The sequence below is a fragment of the Phyllobacterium calauticae genome, from assembly GCF_019991125.1.
GTDB classification, from domain to species: domain Bacteria; phylum Pseudomonadota; class Alphaproteobacteria; order Rhizobiales; family Rhizobiaceae; genus Phyllobacterium; species Phyllobacterium calauticae.
The window spans coordinates 130,909-150,970 of the sequence record NZ_JAGENB010000001.1; the positions used below are offsets into that span (position 1 = coordinate 130,909).

Below are 20,062 nucleotides of genomic sequence, written 5' to 3' on the forward strand. Positions count from 1 at the left end.
CCGCGTTACGGCTGAAGACGTTTGCGGATGGGTTCGAACTCCGGCGTGGCCTTGCGCTTGACCGGATCTGGTTCGTTCGCATCAATGGCTTCCCAGTACTTCCAGTTGACCTTTTCCGATCCGAGCTCGTAGTCCATGCCGTCCCAGCTGTCCTCACGGAAACTGTAAAAAGCCCAGTGCAGCCTGTCTTTGTCGAGCACGGTCAACACATCCTCGAGATAGGCCTTGCAACCCGCAAGCATACGCATGCAGCCATATTCACCTGCAACCAGCCGGTTGAGCGGGATATGATGCGCTTTTGCCCAGTCGACCGGCTTGGCGAGGTAATCGGCAACTTTCTGCGCATTCCATGTCACCGTCGATCCGGCATAGGGAACCTCGCCGGGATAGGCATAGGGCTTTTTCCGCTTGATATTCGGCGCGCTCGTCGCTTCGTAGGGCTCGTACATGTGGAAGCTGTAAACGACCTTCGTGTCATCGAGCGGTGTCGGCCAGTAGCTGAAGGCATCGGCAGCCGCATACCACCCGGCATCCGCCATGACAGGCGTTGCGGGATCGACCTTGCGGATTTCGGCGATCACCGTGTTGTAGAAGGCGATCAGATCGCGCGAGCCGCCCTTCTGCTTGCCGTACCATGCCTGCATATCTGCAGCGCTGGCGTGCTCGGCAATACCGCCCATCTTCTCGGGCGCGGGCTCGTTGATGATGTTGTAGGCCGCAATGGCCGGATGATCCTTCAGGGCGGTCGCCAGATCCCGCCAGAACTGAGCGGCTTCCTGCCATTTTGCCTTGTCCTGCCAGAGCCGGTCATCGAACTTGCCGTTGTTGTTCTGCGACCAGCGCATGGACGGCAGGGACAGCGGCGTGATGACGACCTTGAGGCCGGCCTTGTCCGCGCGGTCGAGGGTTGCCTTCAGCGCGGCAAGATCGGCTGCGGGAATGCCTTCGTAATGATCGGCATCGCCGATGAGAAAATCCCGTCTGGCCGGCTTCCACTTGTCGTAGGAGAGCCGCACCCAGCTCGCGCCATATTTTTTCAAGGCGTCGAAATAGGCCTGGTCCGGCGGCAAGCGATTGAAACTGTTGCCGCCATGCTGCGGCGTATCCCAAAAGGTGATGAGATCGGCGGCATTGGCCGCACAGGTCATTCCGAGGCAGAGAAACAGGGTCGTCGCGATACGCATGGGCACTCCGGGGATCAGTGGTCTGGCCGACCATTGACCGGGCACTGAGGCAAGAATTGGCCCAATTCTGTACGGCAAGATGGCCATAAACGGCAACCGCCGCCTGACAGGATCAAGCGGCGATGATTTCAGCCGGAATCAGGCGCGCAGAACAGCCTCGATCTTGTCGAGCGCCTCGGCCTTGCCGATGCCGGTGAGGAAGGCCAGCGTCGTGATCACCGGCTTGCCAAGGTCCTTCGGCAACTGGGTGGTGGAGACGACAAGGTCGACGTCGTCGATCTGCCCGGCCACCTCGGTTGCCTTGCATTGGCGTGAATTGAACGTAATGCCGCGTTCCTTCAGCGCGTCCTCCACCGCGTGAGCGACGACGGTCGACGTCGCGATACCGGTTCCGCAGGCGAAAAGTACAGTCTTTTGTTTGGTCATTGGTCCCTCTTCATCCCGGATGGCGCATCAGGCCAAAAGCCGGGTCACATCGTCAACAGTGGTGGATCGCATCAGGGCGGAGATCGTGTCCGCCGACTGAATGGTCAAGGCGATTTCCTGCAGCATTTCGATCTGCTGGTCCTTGTCGTTGAGGGCCATCAGAAAAACCACGCTGACCTGCAGTTTTTCCTCCGGGTCCTCCATATTGCAAAAGGCCACCGGCCTGCACAGCGTCGCCATGGCGAGGCCCGGTTTCAGCACATGTTCCGGGTCCGTATGGGGAATGGCAACATTGTTGTCCAACCCCAGCGGCAAGCCGGTGGGCAGCGCCGCCTCGCGGGCAAGCACCGCTGCGGCAAAGCTCGGCTTCACATAACCCAGGCTGTGCAAACGATCGGAAAGAATCCGGATCACGTCCTGATCGTTCCCGGCCTCGACCCCAAGGATAATCGCCCCGGGATCGAGATAGTTCATCAGGGCTTTCGCCATTCACTTACTCCAGTATACGTCTTGTCAGGCAGTCTTGTCGGCGTTTTCATCGGCACCGGCGGCACGTTCCCATGCAGCGGTGTTGCGGTGATAGGCCCAGAAGGCACCGGCGATGACGATGGCAATGACACCAAGACCCGCCGCGCCGAGACCGCGGATCGCAGCGATCACCGCATAGGACACCCACAGGAACCCGTCGACGACGCTGGTGATCTGCACCGCATTGGCCGGCATCTTGAAGCCGGACGACTGGGCGGCGCTGGTGAACAGCGGTGCCAGCGCATTGGCGACGTAGAAGCCGACAGCCAGCGTGAAGGTGCCGACAATGACCATGCGGAAGACATTCCCCTTCAACAGCGGCGCTGTCATGGCGACGATGAACGGAATAACCGCCAGATCGGCAAAAAGAATGACGCGGTTGCCCGGCAGGATCACCGAGAGGATGATGGCAATCGGCACCAGGATCAGCGACGAGGAAATCGCCGCGGGATGGCCGATCAGAATTGCCGAATCAAGCCCGACCAGCAATTCCCTGTCGCCCGTCCGCTTCTTGACGAAAGCCTGCGCCGCATCGGAAACCGGCAGAAGCCCTTCCATCAATATCTTGACCATGCGCGGCAGCAGCAGCATCACGGCGGCCAAGGTCATGCCGGTCTGCAGCACCTTGCTGAGAACCACGCCGAAATCCCCGGCGTTGTAGTAGGCGATCACGCCGAGCACGAGACCGATGATCAGGCCGAGAATGACCGGCTCGCCAAAGACGCCGAAGCGCTTTTCGAAAGTTTCGGTGTTGATCTCGATCTTGTTGATGCCGGGAATCCGGTCGATGATCCAATTCAAGACGATGGCAATCGGCAGGATCTGCGCTGAGGCCAGATGCGGCACGGAAATGCCGGGAATGCCATAGAACTGCTGTACGGCCTTGGCCGACCAGTCGGCAAAGAGCAGGCAGAGTGCGACCATCAGCGCCGCGACGATCAGGCCGTAGGCCAGGCTGTCGGTGGCGGCGACGGCGAGCGAGCCGATGAAGGCAAAGTGCCAGAAATTCCACACGTCGACGTTCAGCGTGCGGGTCATGCGCGTCAGCAGCAGCACGATATTCACGGCGATGCCGATGGGGATCACCCACAGGCCGACGGACGATCCGAAGGCGATGGCAGCGGCCGACGGCCAGCCTACATCGACGATATCGCGCTGAATGCCGGTATTGGTGACGATCGCCTTGGCGACATCGCCAATCGACGTCAGCATCAGCCCGAGCACCAGATTGATACCGATAAAGGCAACGCCGATGGTGACGGCTGCACGGAACGCGCGCCCCACCTTGGCGCCAAGCACCACGGCAATGATGAAAATAACGATCGGCAAGAGGACTGTCGGCCCCATCGTGTCGACGGCAGCCTTCAGGCCCGCCAAGAAACTGTCCATTTAAACCTCCCCAGCAACCCTGTCGGCTGCGATACCCCAAACGCTGTTTTTGCGTCGCGCCAATGTTTGACAGGATATGCGGGAAAAACTAGCGGATTTTCCGAAAATTCGACCGAAATTCACACTTGTGCGCGGCGATTTCGCTGCAATTTCCCAGTTCCTGGGCAGATTTTCACGGACTGGGTAAAAGCTTGGCCATTCAGGCCGGCAAACCCCGAAAATGCGCGTTCAAGATGCGCCTCACGTGAATTGAATGAGGCGGCTGGTACCCGGCTGCCAATGCGGTGTTATCGGGTGGCGAGGGTCCCGCGCTCGGCATCATCTGACGAATCGGCCGGTGAGACAGCCAAGGCCGCCGCCTGCGCGGCGGCTGCAAGCTGGGACATGACACTCCCCGCAACACGCGATGCCTCCTCGCCAAGAGCCTCAGCCAAACGGAGCCGGGCGCACTCCCAGGCGGCCATGGACTCGTGCATCAGCCGGCGCCCTCCGTCGGTAAGCACCAGGCGTTTGCCGGCCCGGCCCCGCCCCCCATGGCCTCGCACAAGATCCCTCCGCTCGAGGCTCTTGACGCTGCGGCTGAGGGTGGTGGCGTCGACCCCGGCGCGCGCCGCCAGCTCGGCGAGCGTTGGTTCGTGGCTACCGCCAATCCCCACCAGAAGGCTGAACTGCTCTGCGGTGATCCCCAACGGCCGAAAGCAGGCATTGTAGTAGCGCGTGAGCGCCCTTGCGGTGACCCGGGCCTGGAAGGCCGGGCACTCGGTTTCGACGCGCCGATACAGATCAGAAGCCTCAGTCATTTGCAGGTCTCGACACGCTCCAACTCATATAATACTGTATATGCAGTATTATCGAGGAGCACTGTAATGACGGCCTATGTCCACGTCAATCTGCGTATAAAAGACCCCGCCAGGCAAGCAGCGCTGGCACCGCGCTTTCAGGCGGCGCTGCAGGCAGCAGGAGGCCGCATCCTCCACTTCGGACCGGTGGCTCAGATGCTGGAAGGGGACGTGGAGCCATTGCCCATGGCAGGCATCTTCGAATTCGCGACCCTGGCCGACGCGCTGGCCTTTTATCAGTCATCGGAGTACGCGCCGATCAAGGTTGAGCGCGACGCGGCGCAGGAAGCACGCATGTTTGTCGTCGATGCGGGCTGACGGCTGCCTGTGAAGCTGCCGACGTCAAAAGTCTCAGCCGCCGCGCATGAAACTTTCAAGCGGGAAAATCGCGCACGTCTCGGTGCCGTGGGCCAGCAGCTTGCCGTTGGCATCGCGCAGGAAGGCTTCCGAGGTCGCCAGCGTGCGGCCGCGATGCACAAGCTTGCCCTCGCAGAAGACCGGGCCGGTATCGATTGACAGTGGCCGAACCAGGTTCACCTTGAATTCCACCGTGGTGTAGGCTTCACCGGGCTTCAGGGTCGTCATCACACAGCAGGCGAGCGCCGAATCCATCAGCGTGGCGACCCAGCCACCATGGATACCGCCCAACGGATTGAGATGCTCCTGCGCCGGGATACCCTTGAAGACAACCCGGTTCAGTTCGACCTCATGCAGGGTGAAAGACAGGGTTTTGGCGATGGGCGGGGCGGGATACTCCCCACGCAGCATCGCCTGCAGGACGTCGAGACCGCTGCGCTTTGCCAGATCGGCAAGCGGCAGCGTACCGATGCCACCGGGAAACGCGATGGCAGGCATGGTATCTGAACTCATGATTGTGTTGACCTTTCCTGCGCAGCCTGGCCCTGCCCTGCCGTCCTTGATATCGATCGCGATACCGCCGTCAAAAATCCGTCGCGCGACTCCGGCGCCTTCAGCGCCCGCGGTTCCCAGACATGGCGGGTGAAGAAGAAACTGGTCAGACGGAAAGCATCCGTCAGTTCCGCGAGCGACGCCGCCCGCACCTTCGAACTGATCATGAATGGCGGCATCACCAGAAGCTTGTCGGCCCAGGGCGCACCGGCATCGCGCGATACAGCCCGGCCGGATTTCGGCGAGACATAGGCAAGGTTGTCGCCGCTGCCCGTCGCCGCGCAGCGTTTCAGGTCGAGCCCGAAACCCAGCTCCTCCAGCATCATCACCTCGAAGCGCAGCAGCAATTCACCCGAGATCAGCGGGTCGTCGCAATGTTCGAGGATGATGGCAAGCGTCTCGAAAAGCCCCTGATGCGGATCACGCTCCGGCAGGAGGCGCAGATGCGCGGCAGCCAGCTGCAGTGCATAGAGGCCGACAGGCTGTTCGATCAGCCGGGCGGCGGCAAAGGATACCGGCTCGACCTGCATCATGCCGAGATGCTCGTCAATGCGCGCGCGCCAGATCACATCCACCCGGTTGCCCGGCTGCAGCAGCGGCTGCATGCGGCGGGAGCGGCCGCCGCGCACCAGCCCCATATGGCGGCCATGCGCGCGCGTCATCAGTTCGAGGATCGCACTGGTTTCCCCGTGCCGCCTCGTTCCGAGTATGATTCCTTCATCCCGCCATTCCATGAGGGCCTTTTCCGGCCCTATTGGCCGTATTCTGTTTCCCGGACGGCGAGACTCGCGCTAACTGTGCGGGAATTCAAGGCCCATTTCGCGGTAGCGCTCGGGATCATTGCCCCAATTGTCACGCACCTTGACGAACAGGAACAGATGGACCTTCTGTTCGAGGATTTCCATCAGTTCCTTGCGGGCGGACTGGCCGATGGCCTTGATCGCCTGCCCCTCGTGGCCGAGCACGATCTTCTTCTGGCTGTCGCGCTCGACATAGATCACCTGCTGGATGCGGACGGAACCATCCGGCTTCTCCTCCCAGCTTTCGGTCTCGATGGTCGACGAGTATGGCAATTCGTTGTGCAGGCGCAGGTAAAGCTTTTCCCGGGTGATTTCCGCCGCCAGCATGCGCATCGGCATGTCGGAAATCTGGTCTTCCGGGTAATACCACGGACCTTCCGGCAGGTTGTCCGCGAGGTACTTCAACAGATCCTTGCAGCCATAGCCCTTCAGGGCCGATATCATGAACGTCTTGTCGAAATTCACCTTCTCGTTGGCGCGCTGCGCCAGTTCCAGGAGTTTCGGCGCTTCGATGCGGTCGACCTTGTTGAGGACGAGAATGACCTTGCGCTTCTTCTCGTGCAGGCTGCTCAGAATGGCTTCCGCCTCTTCGTTGATGCCCTCTTCCACGTCGATCAGCACCAGAATGAGGTCGGCATCCTTGGCGCCGCCCCAGGCTGTCGTCACCATGGCGCGGTCGAGCCGGCGCTTGGGCTTGAAAATACCGGGCGTATCGACCAACACCATCTGCGTGCGGTCGTGAATGACGATGCCGCGCACCAGCGCGCGCGTGGTCTGGACCTTGTGGGTGACGATCGAAACCTTGCTGCCGACCAGCTGGTTGACCAGCGTCGACTTGCCGGCATTCGGCGCGCCGATCAAGGCGATGAAGCCCGAACGCGTCGGGCCTTCGGGCTGGGCCGTTTCCGGCGTTGCATCCTGTTCGGTCATGTCTGTCCTTCTTCCTGCGTCTTCTGACGGACGCCTTCCCGGTAAAGCAGGGCAACGGCCGCTTCCTGCTCGGCAATGCGCTTGGAGCGCCCCATGCCGGTGGCTGGCGCAAAGCCCTTCACCTCTACCTTCACCGTAAACTGTGGATCGTGGTCCGGGCCGGTGCGCTCGACCACGCTGTATATGGGCTGGGCACCATCCTGCTGGTGTGCCCATTCCTGCAATTCCGTCTTGGGATCGCGCTGCGCCGAGTTGATCTCGCGCGAGCGGGCATCCCAATACCGCTGGATGAAAGGTTGCGCCGCTTCCAGCCCGCCGTCCAGATAAATCGTTGCGATCAGCGATTCCACCACGTCGGCACGCAGGCTTTTCAGCCGCTTGTCCGCCAATCCCTTCACATCGGAACCGGTGCGGATGAATTCATGCAGGCCGATTTCATCGGCCACCGCAGCGCAGGTATCGGCATTGACCAGCGAGTTCAGGCGCAGCGACAATTCCCCTTCGCTCGCAGTCGGATAGGCGCGGAAGAGCATTTCGGCAATGACCAGCCCGAGAACGCGATCGCCGAGGAATTCGAGCCGTTCGTAATCCGATCCGACCGACTGGCGGGCACTGGCATGGGTCAGCGCGCGCTCCAGGCGGGCGAGATCGCGAAATGTATGGCTCGTCTGCTCCTCCAGTCTGCGAACGGCGTCAGCGGACAGGGTCATAGGCGGCTCATTGGCTCTTCGGGGTGAAAGAGGTTCCGTTCACGCTGTGAAGCAGACGGTCAAAGCGCAGCTCCGACGGCCAGCGCCACAGTTCCAGCGGGCTTGCCTTGCCGGCAATGGAGAAGAAGATGATGTTGGCACGGCCGATGAAGTTTTCGAAGGGCACGTAGCCGACGTCAAAGCGGCTGTCGGCGGAATTGTCGCGATTGTCACCCATCATGAAATAGTGGCCGGCTGGCACAACGAATTCGCGCGTGTCGTCGCCGAGACCGTTGGGGGTCAAATCAAGCGTGTCGTAGGTCACGCCGTTCGGCAGCGTTTCGCGGTAGACATCCACGGGGCGGTTGACTTCGGTGACATCGGGATTGTTGATCTGGCCAACCTTGACGCGCGGCACGGCCACGTCGTTGAGGTAAAGCACGCCGCCACGCATCTGCACGCGGTCACCGGGAAGGCCGACCACGCGCTTGATGAAATCCAGCGATGTATCGTTGGGCTTGCGGAACACGGCAATGTCGCCGCGCTGCGGCTCGCTGGCCCAGATGCGCCCGGAAAACAGGTTCGGCGCAAAGGGAATGGAGAATTTCGAGAAGCCGTAGGAGAATTTCGAAACGAAGAGATAATCACCCTCGAGCAGGGTCGGACGCATCGAACCGGACGGAATGTTGAACGGCTGGAACAGCACGGTCCGGATCACCAGAGCGAGCAGCAGGGCCTGCACGACAACGCTGATCGTCTCGCCAAGACCGCCAGATTTTTTCACAACAGATTTGTCGCTCACGCTCGTCATATCTCCAAATTTCTAAGCTGCACCCTCTTAACCGCTGAATCTGCAGGGAGCAATGCTACATAGCTCTGCTCAATGGCGTTTGATTGCGGCTATTCCACGATTTTCAGCGCTTCGATAATCACGAATGCTTGCGCAAGCGGAAAATCGTCGGTGATCGTCACGTGGATGTGTGCGGTATGTCCGGCGGGCAGAATCGCCTCAAGCCGACGGGCGGCACCATTGGTCAGCCGCATCGTCGGCGCGCCGCTCGGAAGGTTGATCACCCCCATGTCGCGCCAGAAAACACCCTCGGACAACCCCGTCCCGAGCGCCTTGGCGCAGGCCTCCTTGGCCGCAAAACGCTTGGCATAGGAGGCGGCGCGCAGCTTGCGCCGTTCGGAGCGGGCCTGCTCGACCGGCGTGTAGACGCGATCGATGAAGCGCTGGCCATGCCGCTCCAATGTCTTTTCAATCCGTCTTATATCAATCAGGTCACTGCCGATCCCGATGATCATGTGGGTTCGGCCACCTTTTCCAGCGCATAACCGGCCTTGCGGCGGTGCTGGAAGCTGGCAACGATCCAGCGGGTCGGGAAATAGACCACAAGGGCGGCGATGAAACCGAGGGGGATCGCACCGATCAGCATCGGCTTGACGATCGGGCCCCACAATTCGGCGAAATCCAGATGCCGCAGCATATGGCCGAGGTGGTGCGGGAAAGGCTCGTCGCTGGGACCGCCGCTCAGGATGAACCGTCCGGCCTCCAGCGTCGCGCCCCAGATAAACGGCAGGAACAGCGGATTGCCGAGCGTCGTGCCAAGGATGGCGGCGGCGATGTTGCCGCCGATGATCCAGGCAATCGCCAGCGCCACGGCGATGTGCACGCCGAGAATGGGAATGAACGAGGAAAAAATGCCGGCGGCAAGCCCTGCCGCAATGGCGTGCGGGGTCGCCCGCAGCCGCAGAACACGCTTGCCGAAATAGCGCAGCGACCGACCGACCGAGCGGCGCGGCCACAGTGCAGTACGCATCCGTTCACGGAAGCCCGGTTTGATACGCCGTTTGAAGAGCATTGGTATTCAAGTCCCTCGACGCCGGAGCCAGCGAGTGCGCAACTGGCTCAAGCGCTCACGTCTTTTGGTTAATCAAATATTACGACTACCAGGCTTAACGGGCGGAATTGCGGCAAGCTCAGGCGGTAATTGGTCCGCAGGATAGGCCGGGACCTCATATTCCGCCAGCGCAATCAGCGGCACGCCGACATCTGTCTTGCCGGCGGAGCGATCGATAATGCAGGCAGCGGCCAGAACCTCGGCGCCCAGTTCCTGCAAGGTGGTGACCGTCTCGCGGATCGACAAGCCCGTCGACACGATATCTTCGACGATGACGACGCGCGCACCCTTGGCAATTTCAAAACGGCGCAGGCGGAACACACCGTTCTCGCGTTCGACCCAGATGGCCGGGACGCCGAGATGGCGCGATGTTTCATAGGCCGGGATGATGCCGCCGATGGCCGGTCCGACCACGTAGTCGATCGGGCCAAGACCGGCATTCCTGATCTTGTCGGCCAGCGCACGGCATACGCGCTCGGTCTTGTCGGCGTGCATGAACACGCGGGCCTTTTGCAGGAATGTCGGGCTGCGCAAGCCCGATGTCAGGATAAAATGCCCTTCGAGGACTGCCCCTGCTTCGCGAAATACCTGCAGAACTTCATCCGTATTCATGTGTGCCCCTCTATCCGTTCACGCGCTGTGCGTCGCTGACGCACTTGCTTTCCTTGAGTTTCGACAGGATCCGGTTGAGATGTTTCAGATCCCAGACCTCCAGGTCGACGATCATCTGCGTAAAGTCAGGCGCCGTGCGGACCATGGAGAGATTGTGAATATTGGTTTCGTTGGCCGCAATGATCTGGGCGATCTCCGCCAGGGAACCCGGCGCATTGATCGCCGAAATGTTGATGCGGGCCGGGAACCGGTCGCGCCTGCTTTCGTCGATATCCCAGCGCACGTCGATCCAGCGCTCCGGCTGATCGTCATAGGCCATCAGCGCCGATGACTGGATCGGGTAGATGGTCATGCCCGAACCGGGCTGGAGAATGCCGACGATGCGGTCGCCCGGCACCGCGCCCTCCGGCGAGAAGTGTACGGGCATGTCGGGGCTTGCCCCGCGGATCGGCAGGGCATGCGGGCCGCCCGGCTCCCATCCCGTCGCGCCGTCGCTGCCTTCCGGCATCTTGAAGATCATGCCCGACGTGTTGCGGAAATTGACCCAGCCTTCCTCGCGTTCGCTCTGCGTCGGCTTGGGCTTGGAGTCCTGATATTCCGGATAGACTGCCTTCATGACATCGGAGGACGGCAATTCACCCCGCCCGACGGCGGCCAGAACATCGTCGATCTCCTTGCGCGCCAGGCGCGGCAGGCCCTTCTTCAGTTCATCGCGCGAATAGACTTTCCCGGCCCGCTCGAAAGCCCGCTCGAGAATCTGCGTGCCGAGGCCGGAATACTGCTTGCGCACCGCAATGCGCGTGGCACGGCGGATGGCAGCGCGCGCCTTGCCGGTGACGACCACCGATTCCCAGGCGGCCGGCGGTGTCTGCGCCTTGGAGCGGATAATCTCGACCTCATCGCCATTATGCAATTCGGTCATCAGCGGCATGATGCGGCCATTGACCTTGGCGCCGACGCAGCTGTCGCCGATATTGGTGTGCACCGCATACGCGAAATCGATCGGCGTTGCCCCGCGCGGCAGGGCGATGAGCCGGCCCTTCGGTGTGAAGCAGAAAACCTGGTCCTGAAACAGCTCCAGCTTGGTGTGTTCGAGAAACTCTTCCGGATTGTCGCCTTCCGCCAGGGCTTCGATGGTCTGGCGCAACCAGGCATAGGCGTTGGTTTCCGTCGAAATGACATGCGGGTTCTGCGCGCTGCCGCGATCCTTGTAGATCGAGTGGGCGGCCACGCCGTATTCGGCAATGTCGTTCATTTCGCGGGTGCGGATCTGCAGTTCGACACGCTGGCGCGACGGACCGACGATGGTGGTGTGGATCGACCGGTAGTCGTTCTGCTTGGGGGTCGAGATATAATCCTTGAAGCGGCCTGGCACCATCGACCACGTGGTATGGATGATGCCAAGCGCGTTGTAGCAATCGGCGACGGTATCGACGACGACGCGGAAGCCGAAGATATCGGAGAGCTGTTCGAAGGAGAGCCCCTTGCTTTCCATCTTGCGGAACACCGACCAGGCCTTCTTCTGCCGGCTTTTGACACTGGCCTTGATGCCGCGCTTTTCGAACAGGCTGGAAAGATCGGTTTCGATCTGCGTCAGCGTGCTGCGGTTCTTTTCCATCAGCTCGGCGAGCCGGTTGGTCACGGCATTGAAAGCTTCGGGATTGATGTAGCGGAAGGCCAGCCCTTCCAGTTCCTCGCGCATATCCTGCATGCCCATGCGCCCGGCGAGCGGCGCATAGATATCCATGGTTTCCTCGGAAATGCGCAAACGCTTGTCCGGCGGCACGTGATGCAGCGTGCGCATATTGTGCAGGCGGTCGGCGAGCTTGACCAGCAGCACCCGCACATCGTCGGAAATGGCGAGAAGCAGCTTGCGCAGGTTTTCCGCCTGCACGGCCTTTTTCGAGACGAGGTCCAGCTTCTTCAGCTTGGTCAGGCCCTCGACAAGCTTGCCGATGTCGGGCCCGAACAGCGTGTCGATTTCCTGCCGGGTCGCCGAGGTATCCTCGATGGTGTCATGCAGCAGGGCAATGGCGATCGTCGCCTCGTCCAGATGCATGTCGGTGAGGATCGCGGCCACTTCGAGCGGATGGGAAAAATACGGATCGCCCGATGCACGTTTCTGGTGACCATGCTTCTGCATGGCATAGACATAGGCTTTGTTGAGAAGCGCCTCATTGACGTCAGGCTTGTAACGCTGAACACGCTCGACAAGCTCATACTGACGCATCATGGACGGAAGCCTCCAAACCCAAAACTCTAAATTATCGAGCGATATATGGTAATTGCGTTACCAAGACGCAAAAATAATGCGCCGCAGAAAGACTGCGACGCATCACGATAGCCTGAACCGGCAATCAGTCGCGCTGAAAGCGCGACATTTGATTAATAGTCGTCGCTTTTTTCCGGAGCTACCAGACCTTCGATACCGGCCAGCAATTCCTCTTCCGACATGCTATCGAAGGAAACATTGTCGTCTGCCTCGATCTCGGCAATCTCGTTGCCTTCGCTGTCGCCGGAGGTGACCTGCGGTACCACAGCAACGGCTTCCGGCTCATCGACTTCCACATGCTTCTGCAGCGAATGGATCAGATCTTCCTTGAGGTCGCCCGGCGAAAGCGTTTCCTCTGCGATTTCGCGCAGGGCAACAACCGGATTCTTATCATTGTCGCGATCGATGGTGATCGCTGCACCCTGTGAAATCAGGCGCGCGCGGTGACTGGCGAGCAAAACCAGTTCAAACCGGTTTTCGACCTTGTCAACGCAATCTTCAACAGTGACGCGGGCCATGAACTGCCCCTTTCATTTTTAACTGAATTAGCGGATTAAGCGGGACATAACGCGGTTACACGGAAAAAACAAGCAAAAGCCGTCAACAGGTTCGACGCGGGCTGTTTAACAGTAAAAAACAATCACCATAGATTGAGCGGCTCCATCCAAAATTCGGACAAATTTTCCGCCCAGCTATTGGCTTTTCACCGAACCCGACGTAGTAAATATGCTACTTTCGTATAAGATCAGATCGAGCTTTATTACCTTCTAGCTGATTTGAAATTGAAGCTCACCTTTTTGAAATGGAACCTTATTATGTTTGATCCACGTGAAAAGATCGTTTTGTTTATCGATGGTGCAAATCTCTACGCAGCCTCAAAGGTACTGGGATTTGATATTGACTATCGCAAACTTCTTACAGCTTTCCAGAAAAGAGGCTATTTGCTTCGCGCGTATTACTATACAGCGCTTGTAGAAGATCAGGAATACTCATCGATACGCCCACTGATCGATTGGCTGGACTACAACGGATATAAGGTTGTTACGAAACCTGCAAAAGAATTTACCGATTCTGCCGGCCGCCGTAAGATCAAGGGCAATATGGACATTGAACTTGCTGTCGACGCCATGCAGTTGACGGACACGGTGGACCATTTTGTTATCTTCTCCGGCGATGGCGATTTCCGCTCCCTGGTGGAAGCCTTGCAGCGCAAGGGCCGCAAGGTCAGCGTCGTCTCGACACTTTCGACCCAGCCGCCAATGATATCGGACGAACTGCGCCGTCAGGCGGATCATTTCATCGACCTGACATCGCTGCGCACCGAAATCGGCCGCGAGGCATCCGAACGCGCACCGCGCCGTGTCGAAGAAGAACAGGTCGACTACTGATTTGCCGACAAATTCGGAAATGCCGCATGGAAAACCATGCGGCATTGTGCTTTTTAGCGCCCTATGAGTGTCGAACCTTCCCCCGATTGCCCGATCTGCCCGCGACTGCATGACTTCATCGCCGGATGGCGCGTGAAAGAACCGGCGTGGCACAACGCGCCGGTGCCCGCCTTCCTGCCTGCGGGTGGGATTGAGTCGGTTCAGCTGCTCATTATCGGGCTGGCACCCGGCCTGCGCGGCGCCAACAGGACGGGCCGCCCGTTCACCGGCGACTATGCGGGGGATTTGCTTTACGGCACGCTGGCAGAATTCGGCTTTTCCCGCGGCACATTCGCCGCCCGGCCTGATGACGGCCTGGAACTGCTCGATGCGGCGATCGTCAACGCCGTTCGCTGTGTTCCGCCGGAAAACAAACCTGTCGGCGGCGAGATCAACAATTGCCGGCGGTTTCTGACGCCGACCATCCAGCAGTTCCGCAACCTGCGCGCCATCGTGACCCTTGGCACCATCGCGCACCAGTCGACGATACGGTCGCTGAAGCAGCCGGTGGCGAAATTTCCGTTCAGCCATGGCGGACAGTCCGATATCGGCGATATCCGCATTTTTTCCAGCTATCATTGTTCGCGCTACAACACGAACACCGGACGCCTGACCGAACCCATGTTCAAGAGCGTCTTCGCCGCCGTGCGCGGCCATCTGGATGCTTCGGTTTAAGGGTACAAAGTACCCAAAGCAATCAGCCGCGGTCGCGCAGCAGCCGTGACTTCTCACGGTTCCAGTCGCGCTGCTTTTCCGTCTCGCGCTTGTCGTGCAGTTTCTTGCCGCGGGCAACGGCAAGTTCGAGCTTCGCCCTGCCCTGATCGTTGAAATAAAGTTTCAGCGGCACGACGGTCATGCCTTCGCGGTCCACCGATTGTGCCAGCCGTGCCATTTCACGCTTGCTGACCAGCAGCTTGCGGTGGCGGCGCGGCGCGTGGTTGAAGCGGTTGGCCTGCAGATATTCCGGAATATAGGAATTGATCAGCCAGAACTCACCGTTCTCGAGGCTCGCATAACTTTCGGCAATGTTGGACTGGTTGTTGCGCAGGGATTTGACTTCCGTGCCCTGCAACACAATGCCAGCCTCCATCGTGTCGAGAATCTCGAAATTGAAACGCGCTCTGCGGTTCTCGGCAATGACCTTGCGAACCGTAATGGGTTTTTTGGCAGCTTTGGGCTTGTTCATGAGGCCTATATAATGCTTTGCAACTGAATTGTCAGTTGATCAAACCCGCATGTTTCATCGCCTGATCGATACGTTCGGCGGTAGCCGCTTCAATCGGGACGAGCGGGGAACGCACCGAATTGTTCATCTTGCCGAGCTTGGCCAGGGCATATTTCGGGCCCGTCGGGTTTGGTTCGATAAACAGCGCCTTGTGCAGCGGCATCAGGCGGTCCTGAATGGCGAGCGCCGCTGTGAAGTCGCCCCGCAGGGTCGCAGCCTGGAATTCGGCACACAGGCGCGGCGCGACATTCGAGGTGACGGAGATGCAGCCGACACCGCCATGGGCGTTGAAGCCGAGCGCCGTCGCGTCCTCGCCGGACAGCTGGATGAAATCCAGACCGCAGGTGATGCGCTGTTCCGAAACGCGCTCGATCTTGCCTGTCGCATCCTTCACGCCGGCAATGTTCTTGAAGTCATGCGCCAGCTGACCCATCGTCTCCGGGGTCATGTCGATGATCGACCGGCCGGGAATGTTGTAGATGATGATCGGCAGCGAGACGGATTCGGCCACGGCCTTGTAATGGGCATAGAGGCCGCGCTGGTTCGGCTTGTTGTAATAGGGCGTGACGACGAGAATCGCGTCCGCCCCGGCCTTTTCGGCATGCTGCGCCAGCTCGATGGCTTCGCGTGTGTTGTTGGAGCCCGCACCGGCAATCACCGGCACCTTGCCCTTGGCTTCCTCAATGCAGACTTCGACCACGCGCTTGTGCTCGGCATGGGACAGCGTCGGCGATTCGCCCGTCGTGCCGACAGGCACGAAACCATTGGTGCCCTCGGCGAGCTGCCAAGCCAGGAATGCGCGAAAGGCTTTCTCGTCAAACGACCCGTTTTGGTCGAATGGCGTGACGAGAGCGGTGATTGAGCCTTTCAGCATGGTGAACTCCAAGAAAACAACGTTAGATCAAGGCCGGGCCAGCATGGCGCCAACCAGGAGGTGGCGCACCATAGTCGTGCAACCTTCGCCGGGCAAGATGATTTCCTTGATGAAAAACAGCAATACAATTGATGTTTTGCGTAGAACCAACGGACCATGCTAACCTTTCGTTAAGATTGCCTTCACACGTCCGCCACTATTATCTGATCCAACAGTTCTGGATCCGGGGCTGCGCGTGATCCTTTCGATTAAATTGGTTGCCTGAATGCTGAGAACTTCTGTTTTGCGTCATGTTCTTCTCGCGTCATCGCTGCTGGTGACGACGGCTTCGTTTGCGCAAAATTCAACGCCGCCCATTCCAACTCTCAAACCGTTTGCCCCCACCCAGACACGGATCAGCCCCGCCGCACAGATCATGGCCAAGCCCGATCCGGTGACCACGGCGGGAATCGCCCAGCCGTCGAAACCGTCGGCCATTGCAGGCAGCCTCAAAAGCGGCCTCGATGCCCTGTCGGGCGGCGACGTGCAGCAGGCTCTCGGCATCCGCAACGGACTGCCGGCCGACGCGCTGGACCGTCATATCCTGACCTGGGCCATCGGCCTGTCGAATGCGCCGGGTGTTCCCAGCTCGGAAATCGCCCATGCGGCAGCGGAACTGCCGGGCTGGCCTGGCATGGCGACCTTCCGCAACAATTCGGAACGGGCGCTGTTCAAGGAGAACCCGCCGGCGGCAACGGTGATCAATGCCTTTGGCGGCACCCCGCCACAGACGGCCGAAGGCACCATCATCCTGGCCCGCGCGTTTGTGGCCACCGGCAACACCGCCCGTGCCCGTCAGGTTCTCGGCCCCTTCTGGCGCACCAAGAAGCTGGACGATGCGCAGGAAACGGCGATCCTGAAGGAATTTGCGCAGGTCATTCCGCGCGAAGACCATCTGGTGCGCATGCTGACCATGCTTTACGAAGGCAAGGCGAAATCCGCCGGCCGCGTCGCCAAGCTTGCCAATGCCGACGTGCTCTATCAGGCCTTTGCCGCGGTTCTGCAGAAATCGCCGGATGCGGCGCAGAAACTGGCGGCCGTCACCGGCTCCTGGCAATCGAACCCGGCCTACATCTTTGCCAAGGCGCAGTATCTGCGCCGCCAGGAACGCTTCAAGGAAGCGGCCGATGTGCTGGCCACCGCGCCGCGCGATGCGGCATCGCTGATCGACCCGGACGCCTGGTGGGTGGAACGGCGCGTGCTGTCACGTGAGCTGCTGGATATCGGCGATGCCACGCGCGCCTACAAGATCGCGGCCATGCACAGCGCCGAAACCCCGTCCGTCGCCGCCGAGGCGGAATTCCATGCGGGCTGGTATGCCCTGCGGGCGCTCAAGGACCCGCAGACGGCGCAGCGCCATTTCGCCCGTATCGCCGAGATTTCGTCGCGGCCCATGTCCGCCTCGCGCGCCTACTACTGGCTGGGCCGTTCCGCCGAAGCGGGCGCGGGCGGCAATGCGCGTGACTATTACAGCCGTGCGGCGCGGTTTGGCACGACATTCTACGGCCAGTTGGCCGCCGCCAAGCTCGGACAGGCGAGCCTGCAACTGCCCTATCCGCGCCCGAGCGATGCGGATCGCGCCCGTTTTGCCCAGCGCGAAGCCGTGCGCGCCATCCAGCGCCTGGAAGACACCGGCTATGCGCAGCGCGCCGCCATTCTGTACGCCAGCCTGAGCCAGGAACTCGACAGTCCCGGCGAACTGGCATTGCTGGCGGTCATGGCGGAACGCACGAGCAATCACTTCGTCGCCTTGCGTGTCGGCAAGATTGCGGCGCAGCGCGGCATCGATGTCGGCGCCCTGTCACATCCCATCGGCGCCATCCCCGGCAATGCCAATATTTCCGGTTCCGGGGCTGCCCTTGCCTATGCCATCGCCCGGCAGGAGAGCGAGTTCAACGCCAGCGCCGTTTCGAGCGCCGGCGCGCGCGGCCTGCTGCAGTTGCTGCCCGGCACAGCCAAGGACGTCGCCAAGCGCGCCGGAATTTCCTATTCCAAGGACCGGCTTACCGGCGATGCCGCCTATAACGCCACCCTGGGCGCACGCTTCCTCGGCGAACAGATCGCCAAATTCGACGGTTCCTACGTCCTGACCTTTGCCGGATACAATGCCGGGCCCAACCGTGCCAATGAGTGGGTTTCGCGCTACGGTGATCCGCGCGGCAAATCGGTCGACGAGGTCGTCGACTGGATCGAGCGCATTCCCTACACGGAAACCCGCAATTACGTACAGCGCGTCATGGAGAACTACGAGGTCTACAAATCGCGGCTCTATGGCAAGGCCCAGATCGAGAGCGATCTGACCGCCGGACGGCTGCAGCGTTAGCCGGGCTCTACACTCAACAACAGGATTGCGGATTGGCCGATTTATTTCGCGACATTCATTTCGACGCCCCCGATGGCCTGCATCTCCATATGAGGCTTTACCAGCCCGAGCACAAAAGCGACAACCTGCCGGTCGTCTGCCTGCCCGGGCTGACCCGCAACAGCCGCGACTTTCACGATCTCGCATTGTCATTGTCGCAGCACCCGCAGACGCCGCGCCCGGTGGTCAGCGTCGATTACCGCGGACGCGGATTGTCGGCCTATGATCCAGACTGGTCGCACTACAATATCGGGATGGAAGCGGGCGATGTCATCGCCGGCCTTGCCCATCTGCAGATCGACCGGGCGATTTTCCTCGGCACATCCCGCGGCGGGCTGATCACGCATATTCTGGCAGCCATCGCGCCACAGCTTCTCGCCGGCGTCATTCTCAATGATATCGGGCCGGAGATAACGGTCGAAGGCCTGCAGCAGATCAGTGCCTATCTCAATGGTGCGCGCCAGCCCGGCGACTGGAATGACGCGGCAGAGTTGCAGCGGTCAGTGCATGGAGCAGCCTTCCCTGCCCTGACCCAGGACGACTGGCAGCGTTTTGCCCGGATGATCTACCGCGAAGACAACGGTGCGATCCGCCCGGATTACGACCCCAATCTCCGCAAGACGATGGAGAACATCGACTATTCGCAAAAGCTGCCGGATCTGTGGGGCCAGTTCGAGCTGATGAAAGACCTGCCGCTGCTGCTGATCCGGGGCGAAAACACCACTTTGCTGGCGCAGGAAACCGTTGACGAGATGGCGCGGCGGCATAGCGCGCTGCAGGTGTTCAACGTCGCGGGTCAGGGCCATGCGCCGCTGCTGGAGACAGGCCGCATGCCCGAGCTGATCGCCGCGTTTTGCGCAGGCGTTGATTTGCGCGCGGACTAGCCGCTCTTTGCAGGCTTCTTGGGTGCCGCCTTGGGCTTGGCCTTGGCCGCAGTCTTTGCCTTGGCGGGGACGTCCCCTGCCTGCCTGATCATATCGGCAGCCTGTTTCATCCAGTTTTCACGATGGGCACGGCCGGGGAAGCCAATCGCACGGCTCACCCACGCAGCCTGATCCACATCCCAACCCGCAATCTGGTCAAAGTGAAACACGCCGAGCGTATGCAGCTCCGACTGGATCACAGTGCCGATCCCCTCGATGTCCGACAGGCGGTCCGGCTTGCCCCGCCGCGCGTTTTTCAACAGCGCGGGGCGGTGCGTGTCGTCTTGAGATACCCTGACCGCCCGGCTGCCTGCAGTCTTTGCCACGGTCTTTTGGGCCGGAGCCTTCGTCTTTGATCGCTGGCCCACGGGGGAAGCCATCGCCGGAACCGGCTCGGCCGGCGGCACCATTGCCGGACCGGACAGCGGCTTGCTCACATCGTCATTGGCAGGCGTGACCGGCACATGCGTTGCGGCGGCGAGACGGGCGTCAGCGGCGCGCGTCGACTCCTGAGAAACAGAATCGGTTTTCGGAGAGAACCTTTTGAAAAGATGACCCAAAATGGCGCCGATAATGAACGCGGCTGAAATGAGCAAAAGCGCCTGAAGAAGAAAAATGACCACAGCTCGTTACCCCAGTTTCAACACAGATCAGTTGCGCTTGCCGCCCTGGGTCGACCAGCCGACATAGAAACCGATAAGAGCGGCCACCAACAGAAAGAGCCATAGCTTCG

23 protein-coding genes are annotated in these 20,062 nt (G+C 60.4%); 5 read left to right on the top strand and 18 right to left on the bottom strand.

All coding sequences use genetic code 11. The features are described from left to right. Window positions 1–5: 5 nt before the first annotated feature. The 5 genes from J1W56_RS00820 to J1W56_RS00840 all read right to left on the bottom strand — a co-directional run bounded on the left by J1W56_RS00820 (window position 6) and on the right by J1W56_RS00840 (window position 4,327). Window positions 6–1,184 (bottom strand): glycoside hydrolase family 5 protein, encoded by a 1,179-nt coding sequence (locus J1W56_RS00820; RefSeq protein ID WP_223611290.1) that lies wholly within the window; start codon window positions 1,182–1,184, stop codon window positions 6–8. Window positions 1,185–1,322: 138 nt separating this feature from the next. Continuing rightward, window positions 1,323–1,610, bottom strand: coding sequence for a PTS sugar transporter subunit IIB (locus tag J1W56_RS00825; protein ID WP_223611291.1), 288 nt, complete (start codon window positions 1,608–1,610; stop codon window positions 1,323–1,325). Window positions 1,611–1,637: 27 nt separating this feature from the next. Continuing rightward, on the bottom strand, window positions 1,638–2,099 hold the full coding sequence (locus J1W56_RS00830; protein ID WP_223611292.1) for a PTS sugar transporter subunit IIA: 462 nt from the start codon (window positions 2,097–2,099) through the stop codon (window positions 1,638–1,640). 24 nt (window positions 2,100–2,123) lie between these two features. Next, on the bottom strand, window positions 2,124–3,527 hold the full coding sequence (locus tag J1W56_RS00835; RefSeq protein ID WP_223611293.1) for a PTS galactitol transporter subunit IIC: 1,404 nt from the start codon (window positions 3,525–3,527) through the stop codon (window positions 2,124–2,126). A gap of 287 nt (window positions 3,528–3,814) precedes the next feature. Further along, on the bottom strand, window positions 3,815–4,327 hold the full coding sequence (locus tag J1W56_RS00840; protein WP_223611294.1) for a MarR family winged helix-turn-helix transcriptional regulator: 513 nt from the start codon (window positions 4,325–4,327) through the stop codon (window positions 3,815–3,817). A gap of 66 nt (window positions 4,328–4,393) precedes the next feature. Here J1W56_RS00840 and J1W56_RS00845 point away from each other — a divergent pair, with 66 nt between their 5' ends. Then, the gene (locus J1W56_RS00845) at window positions 4,394–4,684 is read left to right on the top strand and encodes a DUF1330 domain-containing protein (protein ID WP_223611295.1); all 291 of its coding nucleotides are present in this window, start codon (window positions 4,394–4,396) and stop codon (window positions 4,682–4,684) included. A gap of 33 nt (window positions 4,685–4,717) precedes the next feature. On the opposite strand, the gene J1W56_RS00850 is transcribed toward J1W56_RS00845, so the two are convergent. The 10 genes from J1W56_RS00850 to rpoZ all read right to left on the bottom strand — a co-directional run bounded on the left by J1W56_RS00850 (window position 4,718) and on the right by rpoZ (window position 12,997). Continuing rightward, window positions 4,718–5,236 (bottom strand): PaaI family thioesterase, encoded by a 519-nt coding sequence (locus tag J1W56_RS00850; protein ID WP_223611296.1) that lies wholly within the window; start codon window positions 5,234–5,236, stop codon window positions 4,718–4,720. Further along, window positions 5,233–6,009, bottom strand: coding sequence for a DNA repair protein RecO (recO, locus tag J1W56_RS00855; protein WP_223611297.1), 777 nt, complete (start codon window positions 6,007–6,009; stop codon window positions 5,233–5,235). Before recO ends, J1W56_RS00850 begins: the two co-directional genes overlap by 4 nt. A gap of 57 nt (window positions 6,010–6,066) precedes the next feature. Beyond that, a complete protein-coding gene (gene era, locus J1W56_RS00860) occupies window positions 6,067–7,005 on the bottom strand; it encodes a GTPase Era (RefSeq protein ID WP_223611298.1) in 939 nt (312 codons plus the stop codon). After that, on the bottom strand, window positions 7,002–7,715 hold the full coding sequence (rnc, locus tag J1W56_RS00865) for a ribonuclease III (protein ID WP_223611299.1): 714 nt from the start codon (window positions 7,713–7,715) through the stop codon (window positions 7,002–7,004). Before rnc ends, era begins: the two co-directional genes overlap by 4 nt. A gap of 7 nt (window positions 7,716–7,722) precedes the next feature. After that, entirely contained in the window at window positions 7,723–8,505 is a 783-nt protein-coding gene (lepB, locus tag J1W56_RS00870) for a signal peptidase I (RefSeq protein WP_223611300.1), read from the bottom strand. Between the two features lie 89 nt (window positions 8,506–8,594). Then, on the bottom strand, window positions 8,595–8,999 hold the full coding sequence (acpS, locus tag J1W56_RS00875) for a holo-ACP synthase (protein ID WP_223611301.1): 405 nt from the start codon (window positions 8,997–8,999) through the stop codon (window positions 8,595–8,597). Then, complete coding sequence (locus tag J1W56_RS00880) at window positions 8,996–9,556, bottom strand: DUF2062 domain-containing protein (RefSeq protein WP_223611302.1); 561 nt, start codon at window positions 9,554–9,556, stop codon at window positions 8,996–8,998. Before J1W56_RS00880 ends, acpS begins: the two co-directional genes overlap by 4 nt. Window positions 9,557–9,628: 72 nt before the next feature. Next, window positions 9,629–10,207, bottom strand: a complete 579-nt coding sequence (pyrE, locus tag J1W56_RS00885) for an orotate phosphoribosyltransferase (protein WP_223611303.1) — start codon at window positions 10,205–10,207, stop codon at window positions 9,629–9,631. Window positions 10,208–10,217: 10 nt separating this feature from the next. Then, window positions 10,218–12,440 carry a RelA/SpoT family protein gene (locus J1W56_RS00890; protein ID WP_223611304.1) on the bottom strand — a complete coding sequence of 741 codons (2,223 nt, stop codon included), beginning with the start codon at window positions 12,438–12,440 and terminating at the stop codon, window positions 10,218–10,220. 152 nt (window positions 12,441–12,592) lie between these two features. Then, entirely contained in the window at window positions 12,593–12,997 is a 405-nt protein-coding gene (gene rpoZ / locus J1W56_RS00895; RefSeq protein ID WP_223611305.1) for a DNA-directed RNA polymerase subunit omega, read from the bottom strand. 297 nt (window positions 12,998–13,294) lie between these two features. Between rpoZ and J1W56_RS00900 the strand changes: the two genes are divergently transcribed. After that, window positions 13,295–13,867 (top strand): LabA-like NYN domain-containing protein, encoded by a 573-nt coding sequence (locus tag J1W56_RS00900; RefSeq protein ID WP_223611306.1) that lies wholly within the window; start codon window positions 13,295–13,297, stop codon window positions 13,865–13,867. Window positions 13,868–13,930: 63 nt separating this feature from the next. Next, on the top strand, window positions 13,931–14,581 hold the full coding sequence (locus tag J1W56_RS00905; RefSeq protein ID WP_223611307.1) for a uracil-DNA glycosylase: 651 nt from the start codon (window positions 13,931–13,933) through the stop codon (window positions 14,579–14,581). A 22-nt stretch (window positions 14,582–14,603) separates the two neighbouring features. Here the strand turns inward: J1W56_RS00905 and smpB are convergent, their stop codons facing one another. Then, window positions 14,604–15,092: an SsrA-binding protein SmpB gene (gene smpB, locus J1W56_RS00910; protein ID WP_105735936.1), complete on the bottom strand. Its 489-nt coding sequence runs from the start codon at window positions 15,090–15,092 to the stop codon at window positions 14,604–14,606. Between the two features lie 31 nt (window positions 15,093–15,123). Further along, entirely contained in the window at window positions 15,124–16,005 is an 882-nt protein-coding gene (gene dapA, locus J1W56_RS00915) for a 4-hydroxy-tetrahydrodipicolinate synthase (RefSeq protein WP_223611308.1), read from the bottom strand. A 265-nt stretch (window positions 16,006–16,270) separates the two neighbouring features. Here dapA and J1W56_RS00920 point away from each other — a divergent pair, with 265 nt between their 5' ends. Together J1W56_RS00920 and J1W56_RS00925 are read left to right on the top strand one after the other, a co-directional pair. After that, window positions 16,271–18,367: a lytic transglycosylase domain-containing protein gene (locus J1W56_RS00920; RefSeq protein ID WP_223611309.1), complete on the top strand. Its 2,097-nt coding sequence runs from the start codon at window positions 16,271–16,273 to the stop codon at window positions 18,365–18,367. A gap of 89 nt (window positions 18,368–18,456) precedes the next feature. Further along, a complete protein-coding gene (locus J1W56_RS00925) occupies window positions 18,457–19,290 on the top strand; it encodes an alpha/beta fold hydrolase (RefSeq protein WP_404928002.1) in 834 nt (277 codons plus the stop codon). Here the strand turns inward: J1W56_RS00925 and J1W56_RS00930 are convergent. Further along, window positions 19,287–19,952 (bottom strand): hypothetical protein, encoded by a 666-nt coding sequence (locus J1W56_RS00930; protein ID WP_223611311.1) that lies wholly within the window; start codon window positions 19,950–19,952, stop codon window positions 19,287–19,289. The genes J1W56_RS00925 and J1W56_RS00930 overlap by 4 nt on opposite strands. Window positions 19,953–20,062 lie beyond the last annotated feature (110 nt).

Coding starts and splice junctions, on each gene's coding strand:
- J1W56_RS00820 (WP_223611290.1), bottom strand. CDS start 1,184: ATGCGTATCGCGACGACCCTGTTTCTCTGCCTCGGAATGACCTGTGCG.
- J1W56_RS00825 (WP_223611291.1), bottom strand. CDS start 1,610: ATGACCAAACAAAAGACTGTACTTTTCGCCTGCGGAACCGGTATCGCG.
- J1W56_RS00830 (WP_223611292.1), bottom strand. CDS start 2,099: ATGGCGAAAGCCCTGATGAACTATCTCGATCCCGGGGCGATTATCCTT.
- J1W56_RS00835 (WP_223611293.1), bottom strand. CDS start 3,527: ATGGACAGTTTCTTGGCGGGCCTGAAGGCTGCCGTCGACACGATGGGG.
- J1W56_RS00840 (WP_223611294.1), bottom strand. CDS start 4,327: ATGACTGAGGCTTCTGATCTGTATCGGCGCGTCGAAACCGAGTGCCCG.
- J1W56_RS00845 (WP_223611295.1), top strand. CDS start 4,394: ATGACGGCCTATGTCCACGTCAATCTGCGTATAAAAGACCCCGCCAGG.
- J1W56_RS00850 (WP_223611296.1), bottom strand. CDS start 5,236: ATGAGTTCAGATACCATGCCTGCCATCGCGTTTCCCGGTGGCATCGGT.
- recO (WP_223611297.1), bottom strand. CDS start 6,009: ATGGAATGGCGGGATGAAGGAATCATACTCGGAACGAGGCGGCACGGG.
- era (WP_223611298.1), bottom strand. CDS start 7,005: ATGACCGAACAGGATGCAACGCCGGAAACGGCCCAGCCCGAAGGCCCG.
- rnc (WP_223611299.1), bottom strand. CDS start 7,715: ATGACCCTGTCCGCTGACGCCGTTCGCAGACTGGAGGAGCAGACGAGC.
- lepB (WP_223611300.1), bottom strand. CDS start 8,505: ATGACGAGCGTGAGCGACAAATCTGTTGTGAAAAAATCTGGCGGTCTT.
- acpS (WP_223611301.1), bottom strand. CDS start 8,999: ATGATCATCGGGATCGGCAGTGACCTGATTGATATAAGACGGATTGAA.
- J1W56_RS00880 (WP_223611302.1), bottom strand. CDS start 9,556: ATGCTCTTCAAACGGCGTATCAAACCGGGCTTCCGTGAACGGATGCGT.
- pyrE (WP_223611303.1), bottom strand. CDS start 10,207: ATGAATACGGATGAAGTTCTGCAGGTATTTCGCGAAGCAGGGGCAGTC.
- J1W56_RS00890 (WP_223611304.1), bottom strand. CDS start 12,440: ATGATGCGTCAGTATGAGCTTGTCGAGCGTGTTCAGCGTTACAAGCCT.
- rpoZ (WP_223611305.1), bottom strand. CDS start 12,997: ATGGCCCGCGTCACTGTTGAAGATTGCGTTGACAAGGTCGAAAACCGG.
- J1W56_RS00900 (WP_223611306.1), top strand. CDS start 13,295: ATGTTTGATCCACGTGAAAAGATCGTTTTGTTTATCGATGGTGCAAAT.
- J1W56_RS00905 (WP_223611307.1), top strand. CDS start 13,931: ATGAGTGTCGAACCTTCCCCCGATTGCCCGATCTGCCCGCGACTGCAT.
- smpB (WP_105735936.1), bottom strand. CDS start 15,092: ATGAACAAGCCCAAAGCTGCCAAAAAACCCATTACGGTTCGCAAGGTC.
- dapA (WP_223611308.1), bottom strand. CDS start 16,005: ATGCTGAAAGGCTCAATCACCGCTCTCGTCACGCCATTCGACCAAAAC.
- J1W56_RS00920 (WP_223611309.1), top strand. CDS start 16,271: ATGCTGAGAACTTCTGTTTTGCGTCATGTTCTTCTCGCGTCATCGCTG.
- J1W56_RS00925 (WP_404928002.1), top strand. CDS start 18,457: ATGAGGCTTTACCAGCCCGAGCACAAAAGCGACAACCTGCCGGTCGTC.